This window comes from Microbulbifer agarilyticus (assembly GCF_020171345.1).
GTDB lineage: Bacteria > Pseudomonadota > Gammaproteobacteria > Pseudomonadales > Cellvibrionaceae > Microbulbifer > Microbulbifer agarilyticus_D.
This window is the reverse complement of record NZ_JAIUZM010000002.1, coordinates 444,941-464,368: the sequence shown is the minus strand read 5'-3', so window position 1 is coordinate 464,368 and position 19,428 is coordinate 444,941. Positions and strand designations below refer to the sequence as shown.

The window sequence follows — 19,428 nt, the reverse complement described above, 5'->3', positions numbered from 1 at the left end:
GTGAGAAGAGTAATCAACGCAACCCACTACGCCGGCGGTGCGTCATACTCGGCAAACAAATCACGTTTGTTTAAACCTGCAGTAAGAAAGCGCCAGAATGCCTTGCGCCCGGTTAGCCACGCCACCCGGCTACCGGATTTTTGTGCATTCAATACGCCACGCACCAAATACGGGCTAACCGTCTCCACCGTATCCCCGAGGATATTCAGGATCTTGCGGGTCTTCTGCCACTCAGGCGAAGCAAGGTCGTAATCCCCAACCAATAGATCCGTCACCACAATACCGGGACTCAAAGTATTTACCTGCACGTTGGTGCCCTTGACCTCTTTCTGCAGTGAAGTGGTCAGGTAATTGAGCGCGCGCTTGGTTGCTCCGTAGGCCGCCATACCGGTGTTCGTTTGGCCGGTACTGCCGAAACCTTCCATATTCCAGATTTGCCCGTGGCCCTGTTTCAACATCCCCGCCAGCGTAACCTTACAAGCCAGCAGAAGTCCGGTCAGATTGGTGTCGACGATCGCACGCAAATCTTGCGCAGACTGTTCATGCAGCGGCTTCCGCACAATGCTCATACCGGCATTGTTAATCCAGATATCCACCGCACCCTGGCTATTGGCGAAATCCCAGAGCTTGGCCAGATCGGCCTCCGAAGTGATATCACAGGCGATTCCCGCTACCGCGTCCTTGCCATGCTGGCTTTGCAACTCAGCGACCACGCTATCTACCTTGCTCTGGCCGCGCGCACTGATAATTACGCGGCACCCGCTTGCCAAAAAGTTTTCCGCGAGCCCTCGCCCTATTCCTCGGGTACTACCGGTTATGACCACAGTCTTCATCGAGTCACTCCTGTTTTCGTTGTCAGGGAAACGTTGATGCGCCGGTGACAGAGTTGGCCGCCGCCTTTATTTTGAGTTATTGTTATATCATTATCATGTTTAACGCAACTTTTGGTGTGAACAGGGTGGCGTGAGCAGAGCTAACCTTTACCTGAGATAGATCCGGAATGGCCGAACGATTCCCCGAAAAAAGCAACCCCACGGCGACGAGCTACCCCACTTTTCCCATAGGCTCCGTGGGCTACAACCTGATGATGATGCGCGGTACCTGGCACGACCAGGTCGAACTGTTTCATCTAGACGGCCGCCCACTGGAAGACGACACCGCAGCTGGCAGTGGCACGCCGGGACCAAGCCCGTTTGACAACCTGGTCTACCTCGACTTTGACGGGCACCGCCTGCAACTGACCAATGTGCACTTCCGCGGACGAGAGCCCACCGCCAAAACCTTTACCGGCCAGCTGCGCGACAACCTGCTGGTGTTTGATCCGCTCGGCCCCGGCGCTTATGAAAATGTCGGCGTCTCCGGCGGTGTCGGCATCCTGACCTTCAATGCGCTCAGGCTGAACCCCGCCTGCGAGGTCTATATGGAACCCGATTTCATTATGCTCACCGCCCCGGGCCAACGGGTTCGCCATACCGTTCTGTACCGTGAAGGTGTTGCCACCCGCACGCTTACTGCGCGCGGTGTACGCCTTTCGCCAACCTGCGATCAACGTCATGAACTCGATCCAAGAGGCAAGACCGGCCCGGTCCACGAAGAGCCCTTCAGCGCATCCATCTGGAAACACCTCGCTTGATCCAATGACATCGCCGGTAGTACGAATAATTCGTGCACCGGTTGATAAATATCATCCCTAAAATTTCATCGCCTTTTTATCCTGCATCGAGCTGCCACAGTTTTGCACTGTGGCAGACCATCAAAATTAAAGTGATTTTGGAGCACTGAATGCAGGGGTATCGGATTTGGGAATGCCTGGTATGTGGCTGGGTTTACGATGAATTAAAAGGCGCACCCCAGGATGGCATACCACCAAAAACCCGCTGGGAAGATGTCCCCGATGACTGGCTGTGCCCGGAGTGCGGTGTAGGCAAGAGCGACTTTGAGATGATCGAAGTCCATACGCAGCCTTCAAGTACCGCAACCAGTACCGCAGCTAGTACTGCAACCCAGAACGATAGCCCGGGAACTCAAGAAGCAGCCGCACACAACGCAGATTTAGCTACTTTTGCCGACATCGATTACGCGCGCAAACCCATCGTCGTTATTGGCACTGGACTTGCGGGCTATCAACTGGCGAAAGAACTTCGCAAGCATGACGCCAGCACGCCCCTCTTTATGATTACTGCGGACGATGGAAACAGCTATTCAAAGCCGCAGTTAAGTACCGCATTCCAAAAACGCCGCTCACCTGAGCAGCTGGTCAGCTCCACTGCCCGAGAAATGGCTGAGACGCTTCAGGCCAATATCCTGACCTTCTCGAAGGTAAGCGCGATCGACACCGATGCCCACACGGTGACAATCGATAGCGGGCAACAGCAGTCTCACCTGACCTACGACAAACTAGTGCTGGCACTGGGCTCAGAGCCAATTCATGCCCCGGTAGCAGGCAACGCCGCCGGTTGCGCATTCCATATCAATGACCTGCAAGATTTTCAGCGTTTTTACACCGCGGCCAGCGGTGCAAAATCGGCGTTGGTGATCGGCGGTGGCCTGATTGGCTGCGAATACGCGAACGACCTCGTTCAGTCCGGCTTCGAAGTGCACGTGGTTGAGCCGCAATCTCAGGTGCTCGGTAATTTGCTGCCGCCCGATGCCAGTGCACTGGTACAGACAACACTGAGCCAAGCGGGGGTCAGCTTCCACCTTGGCACCACGGTCAAGTCACTCGATTATCGTGGTTCCGGTATTCAAGTGGTGCTTGAGAATGGCACACAAATTCAAGTTGACCGGGTGATCAGCGCGATTGGCGTGCGCCCCAGAGTTGAACTGGCGCAACACTATGGTATTCCCTGCAACCGCGGCATCCTAACCGACCGCTTACTGGCCACGGAAATCGAGGATGTCTACGCGCTGGGTGACTGCGCCGAGGTAGATGGCCACAACCTCTGCTATGTCGCACCGCTACTCGCTTCCGCACAGGCGCTGGCGCGAACTCTGGCCGGCACACCGACGCTGGTTTTCTATGGCAGCATGCCGGTCAACGTCAAAACCACTCTCTGCCCGGTCATTACTTCGCCACCCCCACGAGGGATGCAGGGCAACTGGCATTACACACGCACGGACAACCAAGGCGTCGCAGCCCGCTTTATCACCCCCAGCGGGGAGCTGATGGGTTTCGCACTGGCCGGGGACGCCTGCCCGCAAGTCACTGAATTCAGTGAACAGGCGCCACCAATCATGCAGAATTGATTTTTGCCAAGGCGGGCGCACACCCGTAGATTAGGATGGCATGAATATCCGCCAAAACGAGCCCCAAACGCGTAAAGGCGCACACAACCGGTAACCGACTATGAGTAACGAAAAGAAGCCCAGCAACTGGCAGCAAGCGATTGAAGGTGAATGGCACGGCCTACCATCATTGTTTGAAGCGGACGGCACCCATGTGGGTTACAACAAGGTAAGCCGAGCCAGTGAGCACGAAAATGGCCGCACCACCTATTGGATGAACACTCAGTTCGATGCAACCGGTCCGCTGAATGACCGGTTTGAAATCGGTTCACCGTTTCGCTTTGGGGTAATCGATTCCGATATGGACCGGATCTATACCGGCCCGGACTTTTTTGGCAGTGGCCGTCCCTACGGACTTCTGGTCGATTCCAATTATTTTTCCCCGGGCTGGAACGTTAACCTGCGCACCATGAACCACGTGGTTCCGGAGCTCGGCATGCAGGTTTACTCCTCACAGTTGTTCGAAGGCGACACGCTGGTTGGGGTATTTAACGGGCTGTACGTGGTAACCCATGATCACGACACCAACCCCACCACCCAGAAACGTGTCACAGCCTTCCTGGAGCAGGAAAAAGTGAACGGCAAGCGTCCGTTTAACTTGCCCGTAAAACATGCGGGCAAATTTACCGGCCGCTTTGAGGTGTACAACGATAAGCAGGAGCTGGTGGGCCACAACGATGTTGTCATTCACCACAACCCTCTCAATCTTCTGCACTCCGAGCAGACGATCGAAATTAGTGGCGTAGTCAATGCCAGCTGGAAAACCATGCGCACGCGCAACGGCAACCACCACCAGTATCACGGCCCAGACATGTACGGTAACGGTATGTCTTATGGACGCTACCTCTACTCCGTGCGCCACGTCTACGGTGAAGCGTTCAAGTTGTGGTCGCGGGAAACACAGATCGACGAAGATTACACCTTCGTTTGTGCCTGGCAGTTTATGCAGTCTCAGAAAGAAAAATACACCACCTTCGGCGTACTGCGCTGGGAAGAAGGTGACCTGAAACTGGGAGCGAATTATGTCGACTGAAGCAGAACTGTTGGCCCCGGCCAATGCCGATATCGCGGAACAGCACCACAAAATTGAACCGCTGAACCTGCGTCAGGTGTTCGGCCAATTTGCCACCGGCGTAACCATTGTCACCACCGGTGGCGAATCCGGTGAAGCGGTCGGCATGACGGTAAGCAGCTTCAACACCGTATCCCTCGATCCGCCCCTGATATTATGGTGCATCGACAAGAAAACCGGCTGCTTCGACGCGTTCAACCAGTGTGAGCACTTTGCCATTCATGTACTGAGCGATCAGCAAGACAACCTATCGAGCCTGTTTGCGCGCCGCGGCGTGGACAAGTTTTCCGCGCTGGATTACCACATGAGCGCCCAAGGTGTGCCGTTGCTGCATGAATACTGCGCGCGACTGCAATGCACGCTGACTGCGCGCCACGAAGGTGGTGATCACCTGATTATGGTGGGCCGGGTAGACGCTATGCATACCCAGGATCGCGAACCGCTGCTATTTCATCGCGGCGCCTACGCTCGGATTGCCTAACGAATTCTTCATCGCTTGAATTACGTTCTCAAACTTGTAGATCCTTGCCGGCAGTTTACCTGCCGGCTTTTTTATGCGCGCAATAAAGTGGCCGATCAGGCGACCACTTCAGACTGAGGTTCTGCGTACTGAAAACCTTTAGGCAAACCCGCGTCCGGTACAAACCCAAACAGCGGCTCGTCGGGCAAGCCTTGCGCAAGCACTTCCCGCGCCGCCATCAATCGGTCGACATCCACCCCGGTCGCATACCCCATCGCTTCCAGCAAGAACACCAGGTCCTCGGTAACAATATTGCCACTGGCACCCGGGGCAAACGGACAACCACCAATGCCACCCATGGAGGCATCCACGGTGGTAATGCCTGCTTCCACCGCCGCCAGTACATTGGCCAACCCCTGGCCACGGGTATTGTGCAAATGGATTCCATTCAAGGCATCCCGGCCGAGGTGAGACCAGACAAGCTGGATCAAACGGCGTACCTGCACCGGGTTTCCGTAACCGGTGGTATCGGAAAGACCCACCTCATCACAGCCAGCTTCCATCAACCCCTCGCCCAGACGCAGCACCGCCTCTTCCGCCACCGGCCCTTCCAGCGTGCAGCCAAAGCAGGTGGAAAGACTGCCCTCAAAACTCGGGCGCTGCTCTGCGGGCAACTGGTCCAACTGCGCGCGAATTTGACGCACTTCGTCCAACACCTGCTGATGTGTTTTGCGCAGGTTCTTCAGGCTGTGGGTTTCACTGACCGATAGCGGGATCGTTAACTTGTGTGCGCCCGCCGCAATCGCATCCTGTGCGCCGCGCGCATTGGGCACCAGCACCGCCACCGTCAGGCCCGGCAGGGTTCCGGCATAGCGCACTATTTCTGCAGTATCCGCCAACTGCGGTAACAGCTTTGCCGGCACAAAGGACCCAACCTCGATCTCCCGCAAACCCGCATTGGCGAGTGCGGCAATCCAGCGCTTCTTGTCTTCGGTTGCCATGATGGCGCTGATACTTTGCAAGCCGTCACGCGGCCCTACTTCGCTAATTTCGATCTGTTTGCCGCTCACTCCCGCCCCTCTCTGGTTACTCATCGTTTCATTCGAATTGCTACGCGGCGCGCCCACTACGGGCGCACGCCATCTTGACCTAATGATATATTATTATAACATATACCCCATTGGCGATATAAACCGACGCATTCAGTGGAGAAGCCCTCATGGCGCAACAGGAACAGTTACCCCTCGCCGGCATCAAGGTTGTCGAGTTCACGCACATGGTGATGGGACCGGCCGCGGGAGGTATCCTCGCGGATCTCGGCGCAGAGGTAACCAAGGTCGAGCCTTGCCAGGGAGATAACACCCGTCGCCTGCGTGGCTCCGGAGCCGGCTACTTCGCCATGTACAACCGCAACAAGCGCAGCCTCGCGTTGGACCTCAAATCCAAAGAAGGTAAAGACATCGCCCTGAGGCTGGTGGATGAAGCCGATGTGGTCATCGAGAACTTCCGCCACGGGGCCATGGATCGCTTGGGCCTTGGCTACGCTGACCTAAGCGCACGCAACCCGCGCCTTGTTTACTGCTCCCTGAAAGGCTTCCTTAGCGGGCCCTACGAACACCGCACCGCACTGGACGAAGTGACGCAAATGATGGGCGGCCTCGCCTACATGACGGGCCTGCCGGACCGCCCACTGCGCGCCGGCACCTCAGTGGTAGACATTACCGGGGGCATGTTCGGCGTCATCGCTATTTTGTCTGCGCTGCAGCAGCGCCAGACCAGCGGGCGCGGCCAGCAAGTAACCAGCTCCCTGTTCGAAACAACCGCCTATCTGGTGGGCCAGCATATGGCTCAGCAAGCGGTCACCGGTGAAGAGCCGCCGCCCATGTCGGTGCGCCGCAGCGCCTGGTCTGTGTATGACATTTTCCTGAGCAAAGAGAACGAGCGCGTATTCGTCGGCGTAGTGAGTGACACCCTGTGGCGGGCGTTCTGCGAAGAGTTTGACCTGGACGAGCTAGCGAATGACCCAGCACTCAGCAGCAATGCCGGGCGCGTGGCCGCCCGCGACCGCCTGATTCCACAAATCAGCGCCCTGTTTGCCAGCCTGCCCAAGAACGACATGATGGCGCGCCTCGACCGCGCAGGTATCCCCTTCGCCCCCATCAACAAACCCGCAGACCTGTTTGAAGACCCCCAGCTCAGCAGCGCCGGAGGCCTGATCCCGGTCACCTTGGAAAACGGCGTAGAGACCCAGCTGCCGGCGCTGCCGGTGGAATTTGGGGGCCAGCGGCTGGGCCTACGCCGGGATCTGCCGGAAATCGGCGAGCACAGTGTTGAGGTAGCGCGCTCCCTTGGGCTGACCGATGAGCAGATCGACGCATTGCTCGAACAGGGCCTGCTACTGGGTAGCCAACGCACCGAAGCCGCAAACTGACCCCCACGGACGTAGACAGGCACGCTTGTTGGGTTTAGGCTGCTGGAATAAGAATTATCAGGAAGGATCACGGTGCCTAATCCCGCATTGAAACCGCCGGAAACGTTTTTCCATTCCAGACTATTCCGCGGCCTTGGTAACGAGGAACTCGCGGACCTCACTGCTATATGCCAGCGCCGGCGTATCTCCGCCGGTGAACAGCTCATTAAGCAGCACAGCACTGCTCAAAATGTGTACGTGGTTGTCTCCGGCACCCTCATGATTGAGCGCCTTTCCCGCTCGGGCCGCAGGCAGGTAATCGCCTTTGCCTACTCCGGGGACTACATCGGATTCACCAATACGGAAGAATACGAATACAGCGTGGTCTCCCTGCGTGAAACGGAGCTGCAATCCTTCGTTCGCCGCGAGTTTCTCGCACTGGTGGACCAGTCTTCCACGCTGAAGGCCAATGCCCGCCAGATCGGCGGCAATGTACTGGCGCAGACCCTCGATCAGTTGTTCGCGCTCGGGCAGAAAAAAGCCCACGAGCGCCTGTGCTTTTTGCTGGCGCAAATCGGGAGACGTCAGTGCGGTACGCAGAATGCCGATATCGAACTGATTATGAGCCGCCAGGATATCGCCGACTATCTCGGCCTGACCATCGAAACCGTCAGCCGCGCTTTTGCCCGCCTCAAATCCATGAAGCTGATCGAAATTGTGAGTGCGCACCGCATTCGCATTCTCGATAACGCCATCCTGGAAGAACTCGCCAGCGTTCACTGATTCTCGCCGGGCATTCTTTGCAGAAAGTGGGCGCCATAGCGGCGCCTGCCGTGCAACCCACCCAAGTTGATAATTGTCATGGGCAATGCCTCGTGCGCCGCTAGACTATGGGAAATCCTCGCAAATTGCGGAGTTCCCAATGGCCGACGCAGCTCGACAGGCACCGCCGGCGTGGAACGCAGTCGGGCGCCATGGTGTGTTTCCGAAAGCAAACCACGATGAAGTAGCCCGGTTCAATTTTCTTACGAACCTCAATATTCACCTCGCCTCGCAGACACTGCCAGGTGTGCGCAAAGCCTACGATTACCGGGTTGAGCAAGGTGCAGTACCGACCACGCGACGCGAAGTGGGTGAACTACTCAAACGCGAACCGCTGTATCAATTCTGGAGCTCTTTGCGCCGCAACACCATGGAAATGCGCCAGCAAAGTAGTCGTTCTATGGTCTTCCGCCAGCTGCCGGAACTGATTGATCAGGCCCGCGCCCTGAACAAAGACAGCCAATCGCTGCAACTAAATCCTGAGGTCAAAATACCCCGCTACATCAGTGCCGTGGATATTCACTGCATGCCGGGCGGTTATCACACCGAGTATTGCGAAGATGACATCGCAGCCGGCGCCAACTACGACAGCGGTATTTTTGTGACCACTGCTGGCATGCTGGGTCGCTACAGCGATGGCGGCGGTCAGGCACTGGTGGAATGGCTGCGAGAACAGGCAGAAAAAGGTTTCCGCCCACGACGTATTCTCGATATCGGCTGTACCGTTGGACACAACATTGTGCCGCTGGCTCAGGCATTCCCGGATACCGAAATCGTCGCCATTGATGTGGCCGCGCCGATGCTGCGCTATGCCAATGCCCGGGCCAAATCCCTCGGCGTAAACAACATCTTGTTCCGTCAGGAAAACGCTGAAGCGATTGAGGCGGAAGACGGTAGCTTTGATCTGATCATTACCTGCATGTTCCTGCACGAGACTTCCAGCCGCGCGCTACCGCGCATTCTGGCGGAGACCCACCGACTGCTGGCCGATGGCGGCAAAGTGGTGCACATCGAGCAACCGCAGTTCACTCCGGACATGCCTCCCTACGAGCAGTTCATGCGCGACTGGGATACCCGCAACAACAACGAGCCCTTCTGGGGCACCCTGCACGATATGGACCTGTTTGAGGCTATCGAACAGGCCGGGTTCACTCGGGAGAATATTGCCACGCTGGGGCTATACGCGGTGGTTGATGAAGAGCTCTTCCCGAGTGCAGCTAAAGCGAAAAATGACACCGAAGACTATGGCCGCAAACCAGCCTGGCACGCGTACATCGCGAGCAAGTAGACGAAATGTATTTCAACGGAAATCCGGAGTAAGGGCATGACGCTAGATCCTATTACCATGGCGGGGAACAAAGCCCGCGGCAAGCGCCCGACGTATTTCAAGGATTCGGATACCGACCGCCTGATGTCTATTCTGATGGCAGTTGCCGGAGAGCTGGCGGTGACACGCGAGCGTATGGACACCCTGGAACGTCTACTCGAAGAACGCGGCTTGCTAAGCCGCGAGTCCATTGAAGGTTACACGCCGGACTCCGATGCCGCGCAGGCGCGTGGCCTGTGGCACCAGGATTTTATCGCCAGAATTTTGCGCGTGATCCAGCAGGAAATAGAACAGTTCGACGAAGATAAAAGTGCGCGTCAGCAGGCGCGTGAAGAAGCCGTCAGCGCGACCACCGAACTGGATGAGCTTATCGAGGAGCTGGCCAACACCTGAGTATTTATTACTCCTTTTAATACTCCTTTTATTACTCCTCTTATCACTCCCCTTATTAATCCTGAGGCCAGCGAAAATCGGCTTTGCGTCGAGCCAAAAAAGCGGCGCAACCTTCCGCAAAATCCTTTCCGGAAAAAGCCGCGTCGAATGCACGCTTAAGCGCATCCGCCCCCTCTTTGCCTTTCTCCGGCTCATCACCAGAGCCTCCAGCAAGAAAACCCAGAGTAGCCTTGGTCCAGCGCACGGAATACTGGGAATTCTCGATCAACGCCCGCGCTAGCTCTCGCGCCTTATCCTCCAGCGCATCCCCTTCTGCTACATGCTGTACCAGGCCTATCTGCAGCGCACGGGTCGCGTCCACCGGCAACCCGGTAAGCAGCATCTCGCGCGCATTACCGTCGCCCACCGCACGTACCAAGCGGCGTGTATCTTCAATGCTATAGAGGATGCCGAGCTTGGCCGGGGTGATGGCAAAGGTTGCCGCAGTATCGGCAATACGCAGGTCACAGGCCAACGCCAGGCCACAGCCACCGCCATAACAGGCACCACGAACGAGCGCGATTGTCGGCCGGCTCAGACACTGCAACTTCAACTGCACTTCCTGGATCAGGGCATTCTGCTGACGCATCACTGCTGGATCTGACATCGCCTGCGACAGTTCGGCGATATTGGCACCCGCACAAAAAGCCCGGGAGCCCGCCCCGCTGATCAATACCGCGCGAACCTGGTCATGTGCTTCAACTTGATCAAGCACACTGGCGAGCTGCTGCCACATTGCCACCGTCATGGCATTGCGCTGGTCTGGGTTTACCAGTGTGATGCGGGCCAGTCCGTCATCCAACCGCATTTCAACACGCGGTGTGCCGGTGGCATTCCCCTCGCTTTGTTGTGCAGTTACTTCACTTGTCATGCTTTCTCTCCTGCTTCGCAGCAGTGTTATGCGGTTACCGCAAGATCATGTTCTGCCAGCCACTCCTGCAGCGCCACGGAGATCGCTAGCAACGCCGCCTCCGACCCTGCGGCCCCGATTACCTGCAGGCCAAACGGCAAGCCTTCTGCGGAGTCACCGAGCGGGATACTGACTGCCGGTAACCCCGCCATATTTGCCACGCTGGTCAGGTTCGCCTGGTTGACCGGCACGGCCTGCTCAAACGGAAACGCCGCCTGCGGTGCGGTGGGGGTCAACAGAAAATCGACATTCTGTAGTTGCTGTCGCAGCCAGTCTCCGGCCGCTTGCACCTTGTCCGAGGCCTGCACCAGTTCCGGCGCAGAGCGCTCTGCCCCCCACTGCATCAGCCCGCGCAGCTGTTCAGAAAACAATTGCGGCTGCCGCTGGCGTTCGGCAGAAAAGGTAACGTTCGCTTCCGCCTCGCACAGCAAAAGCCCGGCACGGCGAATCGCGGAAAAATCGATGGCGGAAAAGTTTAACGGCACATGCCCGGCGCCCGGCAAGCGTTTGGCCAGATCGCGAAAAGCTGCGCTGATCCCCTCCTCTACGCCAACCCCTTCGCAGTCTTCCAGCACCGCCCAGCGCACACTGCCTAAATCGGTTCTGCGCGCTGGCGGTACCTGATTGTTCGCTGTGCCATTCAGGATTGGCCACAGTTCGCGCAGATCCCGTGCCGACCTCGCCAGCGGGCCCACGGTATCCAGTTGCCGGCACAAACGGGTAACCCCTGCCGTTGTCAGGCTCTCGCGGCCGGGTTTAAGACCGGCAACGCCGCAGTAGCTGGCCGGGATACGCACCGACCCCATGGTGTCGGTACCGAGGGCGAAGGCACACAGGCCCGCCGCTACCGCCGCGCCGGAACCACCACTGGAGCCACCCGGGGTATAGCCGGCCCGCAGTGGGTTTTCGCAACGGCCCCAATGCGGGTTGTCGTTGGTCGCACCCAACGCAACCTCATGCATATTCAGCTTGCCGAGAATAATCACACCGGCCGCACGCAGCCGCGCCACTACCGGGGCATCTTCCCGTGCCAGCGGTGCCGTATCGCCATAACCCAGGCCATTGGAGGTGGGCATACCGGCAACATCGATATTGTCTTTTACCGCACAGGTCAGCCCGTCAAACATCGATAAGGGCTTACCCATACGCCTACGCACATCTGCCTCGCGTGCGGCATTCATGGCGCCTTCGCGATCAATATGCAGGAAGGCATTGATGCCCTGCTGGCTGTCGGCAATGGCCGCGAGCGTGCGCGCGGTGAGCGCCTGGCTACTCAGGTCTCCGCGCTGCAGACACGCCGCCAGTGCGGTTGCATCCTTGGCAAGAATTTCATCACTGATCGCACGATGTTGCTTACGGGACATGGCTTTTTTCCAGAAAAGAATACGCACAGAGTTACCCAAACCGGCGATCAAGTAAACGCAGGGGCTTTTGCCGGCGGTCGATCTCGGTCCAGCGAGCGGTCTCTCCCGCAGACACTATTTCAACCCCCACGTCCAGGCCGAGTTTGAACTTCAGCAAAGCCGCGCACTGTTCGGCGATTGCCGGGTGCGCTGCGACCGGGTCGGAGACCTCCACCATCACCGTCAGTGTTTCCCGCCCGCTATCATCGCGCTCGGCAATGCAGACGTATTCACCGGTAAAGCTCGACTGCTCTGCCAGCATGCCACCGATACCGTGCGGATAAACGTTGATGCCGCGCAGCTTGACCATATTGTCGGAGCGCCCGAGGAATCCGCGTATACGGCGGAACGGCAGCTGGAACGGGTTTTCACCAACAATTTCCGAGGTGATATCGCAGGTATTGAAACGGATCACCGGATAGATATCGTCCTTATACAGGCAGGTCACTACCATGTTGCCGGTGTCACCCGGTGTTACGGGCTGATCGCTATCCACGTCCAGCAGCTCCAGGTACTGGGCGTCTTCCCACACGTAGAGACCATCCTGGTCCGGCCCCTCGGCGGCAACACAGCCCGTATCGGCGACGCCATACCAGTCGTACAGTTTCGCGCCGCCCCAAGCTTCGCTCAGCGCTGCACGCGTCTCCTGCCCGAGGTGCCCAATAATCATTTCCACCGGTATATCTTTGCCCGGCTTAATCCCCTGCTCTTCCGCCACACTGGCGAGCTTTTTAATGTAATCCGCAAACCCCACCAGCACGTTGACGCCAAAGTCCTGCATCAATTGCACCTGCTGGGCAGAGCGGGTTTCCAGACCGGTACCGGAGGAAAGGAACAGCGCATTGGTATAACGGGTTACCGCTTCACGAATATAGTGGCCACCATTAATCATGCCGTGCCCATAAGTGGACTGCACTGTAGCGCCGGGCTTCAGCCCCATAAAGCGGTAGGAGCGCGCCACCAGCATGGCCTGGATCTCACGCCCGCGCGGCCCGAAAATAATTGGCTGGGGTCTGCCGGTGGTGCCGCTGGTGGTATGGAAAACCACTGGCGGGCGCTCCTCCGGGGCCAGCCCTTCGAGCCCGCTAAAATCCCCAATGGGTGGAAACTTTTCGACACTTTGCATAATGTCGGATTTGGAAAAAACCGGCAGTTTTTCAATATCGTCGAGGCTCTGAATATCCTCTCGTTTAATACCCGCATCGCCCCACAGGCGCTGGTAAAACGAAATTTCCCAGCCCCGCGCCATCAACTTGAGGAAGCGCTGGTTCTGCAGCTCGCGCAGTTGTTCGCGCGTCATTCCCTGATAACGCTCTAGAAAGGCATCCCCCAGTGGGTAATCCGCAAGCGCCTGCTGGACATCAAAGCTTTCAAAATAGCTTGGGTAAGGCATAACTGGTTTGCACTCTCTTTTACTAATTACTGGCTTTTACTAATTACTGGCTTTTACTAGTTACTGGCTTTAACTGGTTACAGAAACAGGCCGCTGTTCGGGCGTCAGCAGCGCGGTCAATTGGGTAATAGATTGCAGCTGATCCAGCCGCGCTATCTGGGCAAGGATTTGTTCGGCCTGTTCTGAATCCACGGGATTGCGCGCAGATGCCAGGCAATTAACAAACTTTTCCTGCTGTCGCTTGCGGCTCAAGGGACTGTCGGGGTGGCCGAGGATGCTGGCCATCTCCCGCCGGTATTCACTGCCATCTTGCAAACGAACGATTACTGTCTGCGGCGCCAGTGCATTTGGGTCCTCACTGGCGGACGGGCACATGCGTACACGTTGTGCCAGTGCCAGACGCGCTGGATCTGCCAGCGCATCGCGATCAAATGCCTGAACGCCGACATTGCCGGTCAGCAACAAGGTTGCGGCCACATAACCGATACACAAACGGGCGTAATTCACGCTCATGTCAGGGTGCGCCGGGCGATCTACCAAGCGTCGCACCAGCGGCGGTGCTTCTATCTGGACAGACTCAATATCATTTACGGCAAAGCCGTGTTCACTACGCAGTTGCATCAGCGCATCCAGCGTTCCGTGTGCGGCGCGGCCGGTGGGAAACGGTTTGTGGCTTACCCGGCCGATTTGCCATTCATGCCCCAATTTTGCAAAGGCGCTCTGGGCGTGGCCGTCGGATTCCATAATGGAGAAGTAGCCGTAATCACCACTGAGAAAATTCGCCGGCCCGACCAAGCCAAAACCGGCCATGTCCGCCGCAGTAATCGCATTGCGCGCGTTGAACGCAACTTGCATGGGTAACACAGCCACGCCTTCCGTGTGCGCCTGCATGGTGCCACCGGTCTGACTGTAGGCAATAGACATCGCCTGCTGAATCTGCGTGCGGTCGTAGCCGCGCAGGCGGGCAATCCCTGCCGCTGCACCAATGCACCCGGCGGTACCCGGGCGGAAGAATCGCATGGGTTTATCGGCGCTCATTCCGAGTACCGTGGCCACGTCGACCGCCAACGCCAGCGATAACAACAGCGCTCGCCCATCGGTATTGCGCGCTTCGGCCTCAGCCATCAGTGCAGAGAGAATCACCGCCATGGGATGCACTACCGCATCTTCATGAACGCAGTCGAATTCCTGACAGTGGATTTGATAGGCGTTGACCATCGCCGCATGCATGACAGGCAGGCGAACCCGTGTACCCCAGACCGTTGCAGATTTGCCCTCGTCCGCGCAGCCCCATCCCCGAGCCGTCTCAAGCAACTGTGCCGCATAGGGAATTCTTGAGCCGCTAATGCCAACGCCAATGGAGTCCAGCAAAAATGTTTTGCAGGCTTCTATTGCCGCTGCATCCAGATCTGCAAATTGGCTCTCGGCAACATGCTCCACCAGCCGCTGCTCGTAGCTGATCACCGGGGCTCTCCCAATCCACGCAAGGCCGTAAACAGAGAATTCAGGTCGTCCTGCCCACTCAGGTTCAACGTTACTTCCAGCACATCTTCCGTGGTTTCCGTGCCGACACCAGCTGCGGCGAACAACGTACGAGCCTTATCGATAATATCTTCACTAGTGAGCGGCCATTCTGGGTCTCCCCAGGCATCGGGTGACGCCATTTCCCATTCGCTGCCATCTTGCAGAACCACTCGTACCGTCGCACCAAAATGCGCGGGATACGCGCGCTGATGTGCCTCGCTCACGTGCAGGGTGACTTTGCCGCGCAGCTCTGCCACATCAGACCGGGCAATAATTTCTTCGCCAAAGTACTCAATCGCCGGCGCGCCAAACAGAATTGCCACTGCAGCGCAGTGCTGGAGACTGAAGCGCGCCTGCGCCGGTGATTCTGGATGTTTGCGGTCGCAAAACATCAATGCATCGCCGAAGGTGCTGACATGCAGTTCGCGCACGTCTTCAGCTGACACTTCGCCCAGAGCTCTGACGGCATCGATCGTCGGGTGGGTGTGGCGACAAGCCGGCCACGGTTTGAAGCTGCATTGAAACAGCAGCCATGCTTCTGATGCCTGATCAATAACTGCCAGCGGCATCGCCTGCGAGGAGGTTGCGGCAAAGAATCCCTGAGTCCCCTCAAGCAGACTGGCCGGCCCACGCAGTTCACTGGAAGCGAGTAGCGCTGCCTGTACACCGGCATGCGCTGCGCCGGCGTTGTGCAGATGCTTGGTCTCTACCGCCTCATGGCGCATTTGCCAAAAGCCACCGGTACGGCTACCTGCATTCGCAAGGGCCCAAACGGTTTGCTCGTGATTAAGATCCAACAGATGTGCGGCAGCTGCCGCCGCACCGAAGCTGCCACAGGTAGAAGTGCTGTGATAAAGCGCGTAATGATCGCGGCCGAGCGCGCGGCCAATGCGGATCATCACTTCATAGCCCACCACAATGGATGACAGCAGCTTACGAGGGTTCGCCCCCACCATTTCGGCAACCGCCAATGCGGCAGGAATAATTACCGGCCCGGGGTGCAGGGTGGATGTACGGTGCAGGTCATCCATCTCGGACACACTGCCAAGGGCACCGTGAAACTGCAACGCGTCCTGCCAGCAACTGTCGCTGCCGTTCAAATTCCAGTTTTTGCCAGAAGCGCCCCACTCTGCGAGATAGCTCTGTAGCTTCTCTGCCAGTTCACTGCGCGCGCCATACACACTGCAACCGAGCCAGTCCAGTAAATGCAGTTGTGCCCGATCCAAAGTCGCATCGTCGATTTCCCGATCCAGCAGGGATACCAGCTGCTGCAACAAAGTCATGGATTGATTCACGGCAAAACTCCTTCCACACAATCTTCAAAGGGGGCAAACGCCCAGGCATGCTTTTTGCGACGCGTATTTTCAAACTGGTCGATCAACTTCTGCTGCTGCAGGGTGAGCGCGATGGGGTCGAGGCCATTCAACAGCATGTGACGCGCCCCCTCTTCCAGTGCGAATTCAAGTTCGCGGTCACCACACACAATGCGGCAACGGTTCAGGTCAATTTCCACGAGATTATTTTGCGGATCTTCCTGGACGCGCTCGGCGAGATCACTGATGACCTGCTCATCGTGGCACACCGGTAAAATGCCGTTGCGGATACAGTTGGTATGAAAGATGGCCCCGAATCCACTGGCGATCACTGCGCGAATACCGTACTCCGCCAGTGCCCAAACCGCATGTTCGCGCGAGGACCCGCAACCGAAATTGTCACCGCTCAGTAAAATCGACGTATTGCGGTACTCGGGTCGGTTAAGAACGAATGAAGGGTTTTGTTCGCGACCGCCGGGCAAGGTGTAGCGCCAGCCGGCGAACAAACCTTCACCCAGCCCTTGCTTGGATACGCGCTTCATTTCCCGCGATGGGATAATGGCGTCGGTGTCGATATTCCGTCGTAACAATGGCGCGGCGACACCCGCGTGAACCGTAAATGCTTTCATGACGCCAATGACTCACTCTCTGCCAGCATTTCTGCCGAGATAAATGACCCGGCAATGGCCGATGCAGCGACGGTTGCAGGGCTTGCCAGATGTGTGCGGGTATTCGGCCCCTGACGCCCCTCAAAATTTCTATTGGTTGTGGAAATCACGCGCTGGTGTGCGCCAAAGGTTTCTCCGCCGGCGTAAAAACACATGGAGCAACCGGAGTCCCGCCATTCAAATCCCGCATCGATAAAAATCTGATCCAGCCCTTCTTGTTCGGCGGCCTTTTTGACCCGCCGAGAGCCGGGCACAACAACGCCGCGCACGCCGGGCGCAATTCTTCTCCCCTTAACCACGGCGGCAGCAGCCTGCAAATCACTCAGGCGGCTGTTGGTACAGGAACCTATAAAGGCGGCATCAATCGAGATGTCGACAAGATGGTTGCCTGGTGCCAAATTCTGGTACGCGAGCGCCCGCACCGCCGATTCACGCCGGTGATCTTCTGCAAAGGTATCCGGATAGGGAATGGGTTCGCTGATGCTCACAACCTGTTCCGGGCTAGTGCCCCAGGTCACTGCCGGCTGAATGGTGGACGCGTCCACATGCAGTTCACGGTCAAAGCGGGCGGCTTCGTCACTGCGCAGAGAGCGCCAGTGTTCGACGGCATCCCGCCAGTGCTCGCCCTTGGGGGCGAAATCACGCCCGTGGAAATACGCCTCGACTTTTTCATCCGGCGCGATCACCGCAGTAAATGCTGAAAACTCCACCGCCATGTTGCACAAGGTGAAGCGGGCCTCCACTTCCAAATCCCGCACGGTGGAACCCGCGAACTCCACGGCGTAACCCGCCCCACCATTTGCACCGAAGCGTGCAATCAGGTTTAGGACCAGATCCTTCGCGGTCACACCAGGCTGCAGTGCGCCATCAATAACCACGCGCATATTTTTTGGCTTGCGCACACGCAAGGTGCCCGTGGCCATCGCATGCTCTGCTTCGCTGGACCCAATCCCCCAGGCCAAAGCGCCAATCGCGCCCTGGGTGCAGGTATGGCTGTCTGGACAAACCAGTGTCAGCCCCGGTAGAACCAGCCCCTGCTCTGGAGAAATAACATGCACAATTCCCTGATTGGGATCATCGACATCAAATAAACGAATGTTCGCGGCACGCGTCTCGTTGCGAGTCGCGGTAATAAAATCTGTCCCCGAGGGCATCAGTGTTGCATCGCCGCGCCCAGGAAAGGTGTCGACGATGTGATCCATGGTGCAAAACACTTTGCGCGCATCGCGCACGCCATAACCCGCCGCGTGCAGGCTTTGCAACGCAATAGAACCCGTGCGCTCGTGCAGGAAAACCCGATCCAAATAGAGCAACGTTTCCCCATTGTCGAGCTCGCACACGGCGTGCTCGGACCACAACTTGTCAAATAGCGTGGTCGCCCCCGAAATCGCCCCCGGTGTCGTCATTGCCCCTGCCCTCCTGTACCCTCGGGTCAGATAAGATCTTTTCTCTCCGTATTTGATATATTATTATAACATTAGGACTTTGAGAATAGTGATTTACTGTAATGACTGACACTACCTCCACGCCAGCATTGGGCCCATGCAGCCTGGCCACCCTCGCGAGCAGTGACGCGGCGCGCCTGGTCGACGACTATTGCAGCCACCTGCACTGCCATGTGCTAGCGAGCGATACGCTCACTGAGTCCATGGCCGAGCAGTGGCAGTGCGCGGGACTCGCGGGAGCGACCTACTGGGTACTTAGAAATGCTAACGGCCGTGCGTGGCTGCGTATCGTCGACGATGCAGGCGCAGAGCCAGCCAAGCCCCTGCAACGCGCTGGCTGGATGGCGATGGAGATACTTGTAGAGGACGTGGACAGTCTGGCAGAAACCTTGGAAGGATCTTCCTTTGAGCAGTTGCGTCCGGTCGCGAACCTGGAACTGAGCGATAAGATCCGTGCGGTACAGGTCCAGGGAGCAAACGGGGAACTGCTGTATCTCACGCAAATCTCTGGTGAGGTACCGCCCTTCCAGCTGCCAACCGCCAGCTGCGCAGTCGACCATCTCTTTATTCCGGTACTGGCCAGCAGCAACCGGTCCGAATCACTGGCCGGCTACGAATCTCTTGCCGAGCACAGTGGCCTTTCGTTCGATACACGCGTAACGGTCATCAACCAGCTACGCGGGCTGCCGATGGAAAGCCAACACCCACTTGCCACCCTGCAACTGGCGGACAGCAGCCTGATCGAAATTGATCAGCTGGAACAGCTCACTACTCCCATCAAAAGCACGCAGACGCTGGGTGGCGGTATCGCAATGGTGACTTTTTACATCGACCAAATTCCGCAACAGTTCACCACATACCAGCACCGGCAGGCACCGTACAACGGGCGCCGAAGCTGTACTGTGTATGGATATGACGGTGAAAGAATTGAGTTGATAGAACGCTGACCCACCAGCACTGAAGC

General features: G+C 57.5%; 18 protein-coding genes. 9 read left to right on the top strand and 9 right to left on the bottom strand.

From position 1 onward, the window contains the following. Nucleotides 1-26 precede the first annotated feature (26 nt). Nucleotides 27-833 carry an SDR family NAD(P)-dependent oxidoreductase gene (locus LCM31_RS09115; protein WP_224869350.1) on the bottom strand — a complete coding sequence of 269 codons (807 nt, stop codon included), beginning with the start codon at nt 831-833 and terminating at the stop codon, nt 27-29. A gap of 167 nt (nt 834-1,000) precedes the next feature. Here LCM31_RS09115 and LCM31_RS09110 point away from each other — a divergent pair, with 167 nt between their 5' ends. The 4 genes from LCM31_RS09110 (at nt 1,001) to LCM31_RS09095 (ending at nt 4,838) form a co-directional block, all read left to right on the top strand. Beyond that, entirely contained in the window at nt 1,001-1,633 is a 633-nt protein-coding gene (locus tag LCM31_RS09110) for a hypothetical protein (protein ID WP_224869348.1), read from the top strand. Between the two features lie 149 nt (nt 1,634-1,782). After that, nucleotides 1,783-3,246 carry an FAD-dependent oxidoreductase gene (locus LCM31_RS09105; RefSeq protein WP_224869346.1) on the top strand — a complete coding sequence of 488 codons (1,464 nt, stop codon included), beginning with the start codon at nt 1,783-1,785 and terminating at the stop codon, nt 3,244-3,246. 100 nt (nt 3,247-3,346) lie between these two features. After that, nucleotides 3,347-4,318, top strand: coding sequence for a hypothetical protein (locus tag LCM31_RS09100; protein ID WP_224869344.1), 972 nt, complete (start codon nt 3,347-3,349; stop codon nt 4,316-4,318). Then, a complete protein-coding gene (locus tag LCM31_RS09095) occupies nt 4,308-4,838 on the top strand; it encodes a flavin reductase family protein (protein ID WP_224869342.1) in 531 nt (176 codons plus the stop codon). The genes LCM31_RS09100 and LCM31_RS09095 overlap by 11 nt, the downstream gene beginning before the upstream one ends. Nucleotides 4,839-4,933: 95 nt before the next feature. Here the strand turns inward: LCM31_RS09095 and LCM31_RS09090 are convergent, their stop codons facing one another. Continuing rightward, nucleotides 4,934-5,887 (bottom strand): hydroxymethylglutaryl-CoA lyase, encoded by a 954-nt coding sequence (locus LCM31_RS09090; protein ID WP_224869340.1) that lies wholly within the window; start codon nt 5,885-5,887, stop codon nt 4,934-4,936. Between the two features lie 149 nt (nt 5,888-6,036). On the opposite strand from LCM31_RS09090, the gene LCM31_RS09085 reads away from it, so the two are divergent. The 4 genes from LCM31_RS09085 to LCM31_RS09070 all read left to right on the top strand — a co-directional run bounded on the left by LCM31_RS09085 (nt 6,037) and on the right by LCM31_RS09070 (nt 9,769). Then, a complete protein-coding gene (locus LCM31_RS09085) occupies nt 6,037-7,248 on the top strand; it encodes a CaiB/BaiF CoA transferase family protein (protein WP_224869338.1) in 1,212 nt (403 codons plus the stop codon). Nucleotides 7,249-7,320: 72 nt separating this feature from the next. Further along, on the top strand, nt 7,321-8,010 hold the full coding sequence (locus LCM31_RS09080) for a Crp/Fnr family transcriptional regulator (RefSeq protein ID WP_077404182.1): 690 nt from the start codon (nt 7,321-7,323) through the stop codon (nt 8,008-8,010). A 139-nt stretch (nt 8,011-8,149) separates the two neighbouring features. Beyond that, nucleotides 8,150-9,337, top strand: a complete 1,188-nt coding sequence (locus tag LCM31_RS09075) for a class I SAM-dependent methyltransferase (protein ID WP_224869336.1) — start codon at nt 8,150-8,152, stop codon at nt 9,335-9,337. 36 nt (nt 9,338-9,373) lie between these two features. Then, nucleotides 9,374-9,769 carry a hypothetical protein gene (locus tag LCM31_RS09070; protein ID WP_224869334.1) on the top strand — a complete coding sequence of 132 codons (396 nt, stop codon included), beginning with the start codon at nt 9,374-9,376 and terminating at the stop codon, nt 9,767-9,769. A gap of 55 nt (nt 9,770-9,824) precedes the next feature. Here the strand turns inward: LCM31_RS09070 and LCM31_RS09065 are convergent, their stop codons facing one another. The 7 genes from LCM31_RS09065 to leuC all read right to left on the bottom strand — a co-directional run bounded on the left by LCM31_RS09065 (nt 9,825) and on the right by leuC (nt 18,425). Next, nucleotides 9,825-10,679: an enoyl-CoA hydratase/isomerase family protein gene (locus tag LCM31_RS09065; protein ID WP_224869332.1), complete on the bottom strand. Its 855-nt coding sequence runs from the start codon at nt 10,677-10,679 to the stop codon at nt 9,825-9,827. 26 nt (nt 10,680-10,705) lie between these two features. Beyond that, complete coding sequence (locus tag LCM31_RS09060; protein ID WP_224869330.1) at nt 10,706-12,082, bottom strand: amidase; 1,377 nt, start codon at nt 12,080-12,082, stop codon at nt 10,706-10,708. Nucleotides 12,083-12,113: 31 nt separating this feature from the next. Next, nucleotides 12,114-13,514 carry a phenylacetate--CoA ligase family protein gene (locus LCM31_RS09055; RefSeq protein ID WP_224869329.1) on the bottom strand — a complete coding sequence of 467 codons (1,401 nt, stop codon included), beginning with the start codon at nt 13,512-13,514 and terminating at the stop codon, nt 12,114-12,116. Nucleotides 13,515-13,583: 69 nt separating this feature from the next. After that, nucleotides 13,584-14,978, bottom strand: coding sequence for an MmgE/PrpD family protein (locus LCM31_RS09050; RefSeq protein WP_224869327.1), 1,395 nt, complete (start codon nt 14,976-14,978; stop codon nt 13,584-13,586). Beyond that, nucleotides 14,975-16,333 carry an MmgE/PrpD family protein gene (locus LCM31_RS09045; RefSeq protein WP_224869325.1) on the bottom strand — a complete coding sequence of 453 codons (1,359 nt, stop codon included), beginning with the start codon at nt 16,331-16,333 and terminating at the stop codon, nt 14,975-14,977. Before LCM31_RS09045 ends, LCM31_RS09050 begins: the two co-directional genes overlap by 4 nt. Next, nucleotides 16,330-16,980 carry a 3-isopropylmalate dehydratase small subunit gene (gene leuD / locus LCM31_RS09040; RefSeq protein WP_224869323.1) on the bottom strand — a complete coding sequence of 217 codons (651 nt, stop codon included), beginning with the start codon at nt 16,978-16,980 and terminating at the stop codon, nt 16,330-16,332. Before leuD ends, LCM31_RS09045 begins: the two co-directional genes overlap by 4 nt. Continuing rightward, nucleotides 16,977-18,425, bottom strand: coding sequence for a 3-isopropylmalate dehydratase large subunit (gene leuC / locus LCM31_RS09035; protein WP_224869322.1), 1,449 nt, complete (start codon nt 18,423-18,425; stop codon nt 16,977-16,979). The genes leuD and leuC overlap by 4 nt, the downstream gene beginning before the upstream one ends. 101 nt (nt 18,426-18,526) lie before the next feature. Here leuC and LCM31_RS09030 point away from each other — a divergent pair, with 101 nt between their 5' ends. After that, nucleotides 18,527-19,411, top strand: a complete 885-nt coding sequence (locus LCM31_RS09030) for a hypothetical protein (protein WP_224869320.1) — start codon at nt 18,527-18,529, stop codon at nt 19,409-19,411. The last annotated feature ends 17 nt before the right edge of the window (nt 19,412-19,428 follow it).

What these genes read in the sequence shown, in the direction of transcription:
- LCM31_RS09115 (WP_224869350.1), bottom strand. Translation starts at nt 833, where the DNA reads ATGAAGACTGTGGTCATAACCGGTAGTACCCGAGGAATAGGGCGAGGG.
- LCM31_RS09110 (WP_224869348.1), top strand. Translation starts at nt 1,001, where the DNA reads ATGGCCGAACGATTCCCCGAAAAAAGCAACCCCACGGCGACGAGCTAC.
- LCM31_RS09105 (WP_224869346.1), top strand. Translation starts at nt 1,783, where the DNA reads ATGCAGGGGTATCGGATTTGGGAATGCCTGGTATGTGGCTGGGTTTAC.
- LCM31_RS09100 (WP_224869344.1), top strand. Translation starts at nt 3,347, where the DNA reads ATGAGTAACGAAAAGAAGCCCAGCAACTGGCAGCAAGCGATTGAAGGT.
- LCM31_RS09095 (WP_224869342.1), top strand. Translation starts at nt 4,308, where the DNA reads ATGTCGACTGAAGCAGAACTGTTGGCCCCGGCCAATGCCGATATCGCG.
- LCM31_RS09085 (WP_224869338.1), top strand. Translation starts at nt 6,037, where the DNA reads ATGGCGCAACAGGAACAGTTACCCCTCGCCGGCATCAAGGTTGTCGAG.
- LCM31_RS09075 (WP_224869336.1), top strand. Translation starts at nt 8,150, where the DNA reads ATGGCCGACGCAGCTCGACAGGCACCGCCGGCGTGGAACGCAGTCGGG.
- LCM31_RS09070 (WP_224869334.1), top strand. Translation starts at nt 9,374, where the DNA reads ATGACGCTAGATCCTATTACCATGGCGGGGAACAAAGCCCGCGGCAAG.
- LCM31_RS09065 (WP_224869332.1), bottom strand. Translation starts at nt 10,679, where the DNA reads ATGACAAGTGAAGTAACTGCACAACAAAGCGAGGGGAATGCCACCGGC.
- LCM31_RS09060 (WP_224869330.1), bottom strand. Translation starts at nt 12,082, where the DNA reads ATGTCCCGTAAGCAACATCGTGCGATCAGTGATGAAATTCTTGCCAAG.
- LCM31_RS09055 (WP_224869329.1), bottom strand. Translation starts at nt 13,514, where the DNA reads ATGCCTTACCCAAGCTATTTTGAAAGCTTTGATGTCCAGCAGGCGCTT.
- leuD (WP_224869323.1), bottom strand. Translation starts at nt 16,980, where the DNA reads ATGAAAGCATTTACGGTTCACGCGGGTGTCGCCGCGCCATTGTTACGA.
- leuC (WP_224869322.1), bottom strand. Translation starts at nt 18,425, where the DNA reads ATGACGACACCGGGGGCGATTTCGGGGGCGACCACGCTATTTGACAAG.
- LCM31_RS09030 (WP_224869320.1), top strand. Translation starts at nt 18,527, where the DNA reads ATGACTGACACTACCTCCACGCCAGCATTGGGCCCATGCAGCCTGGCC.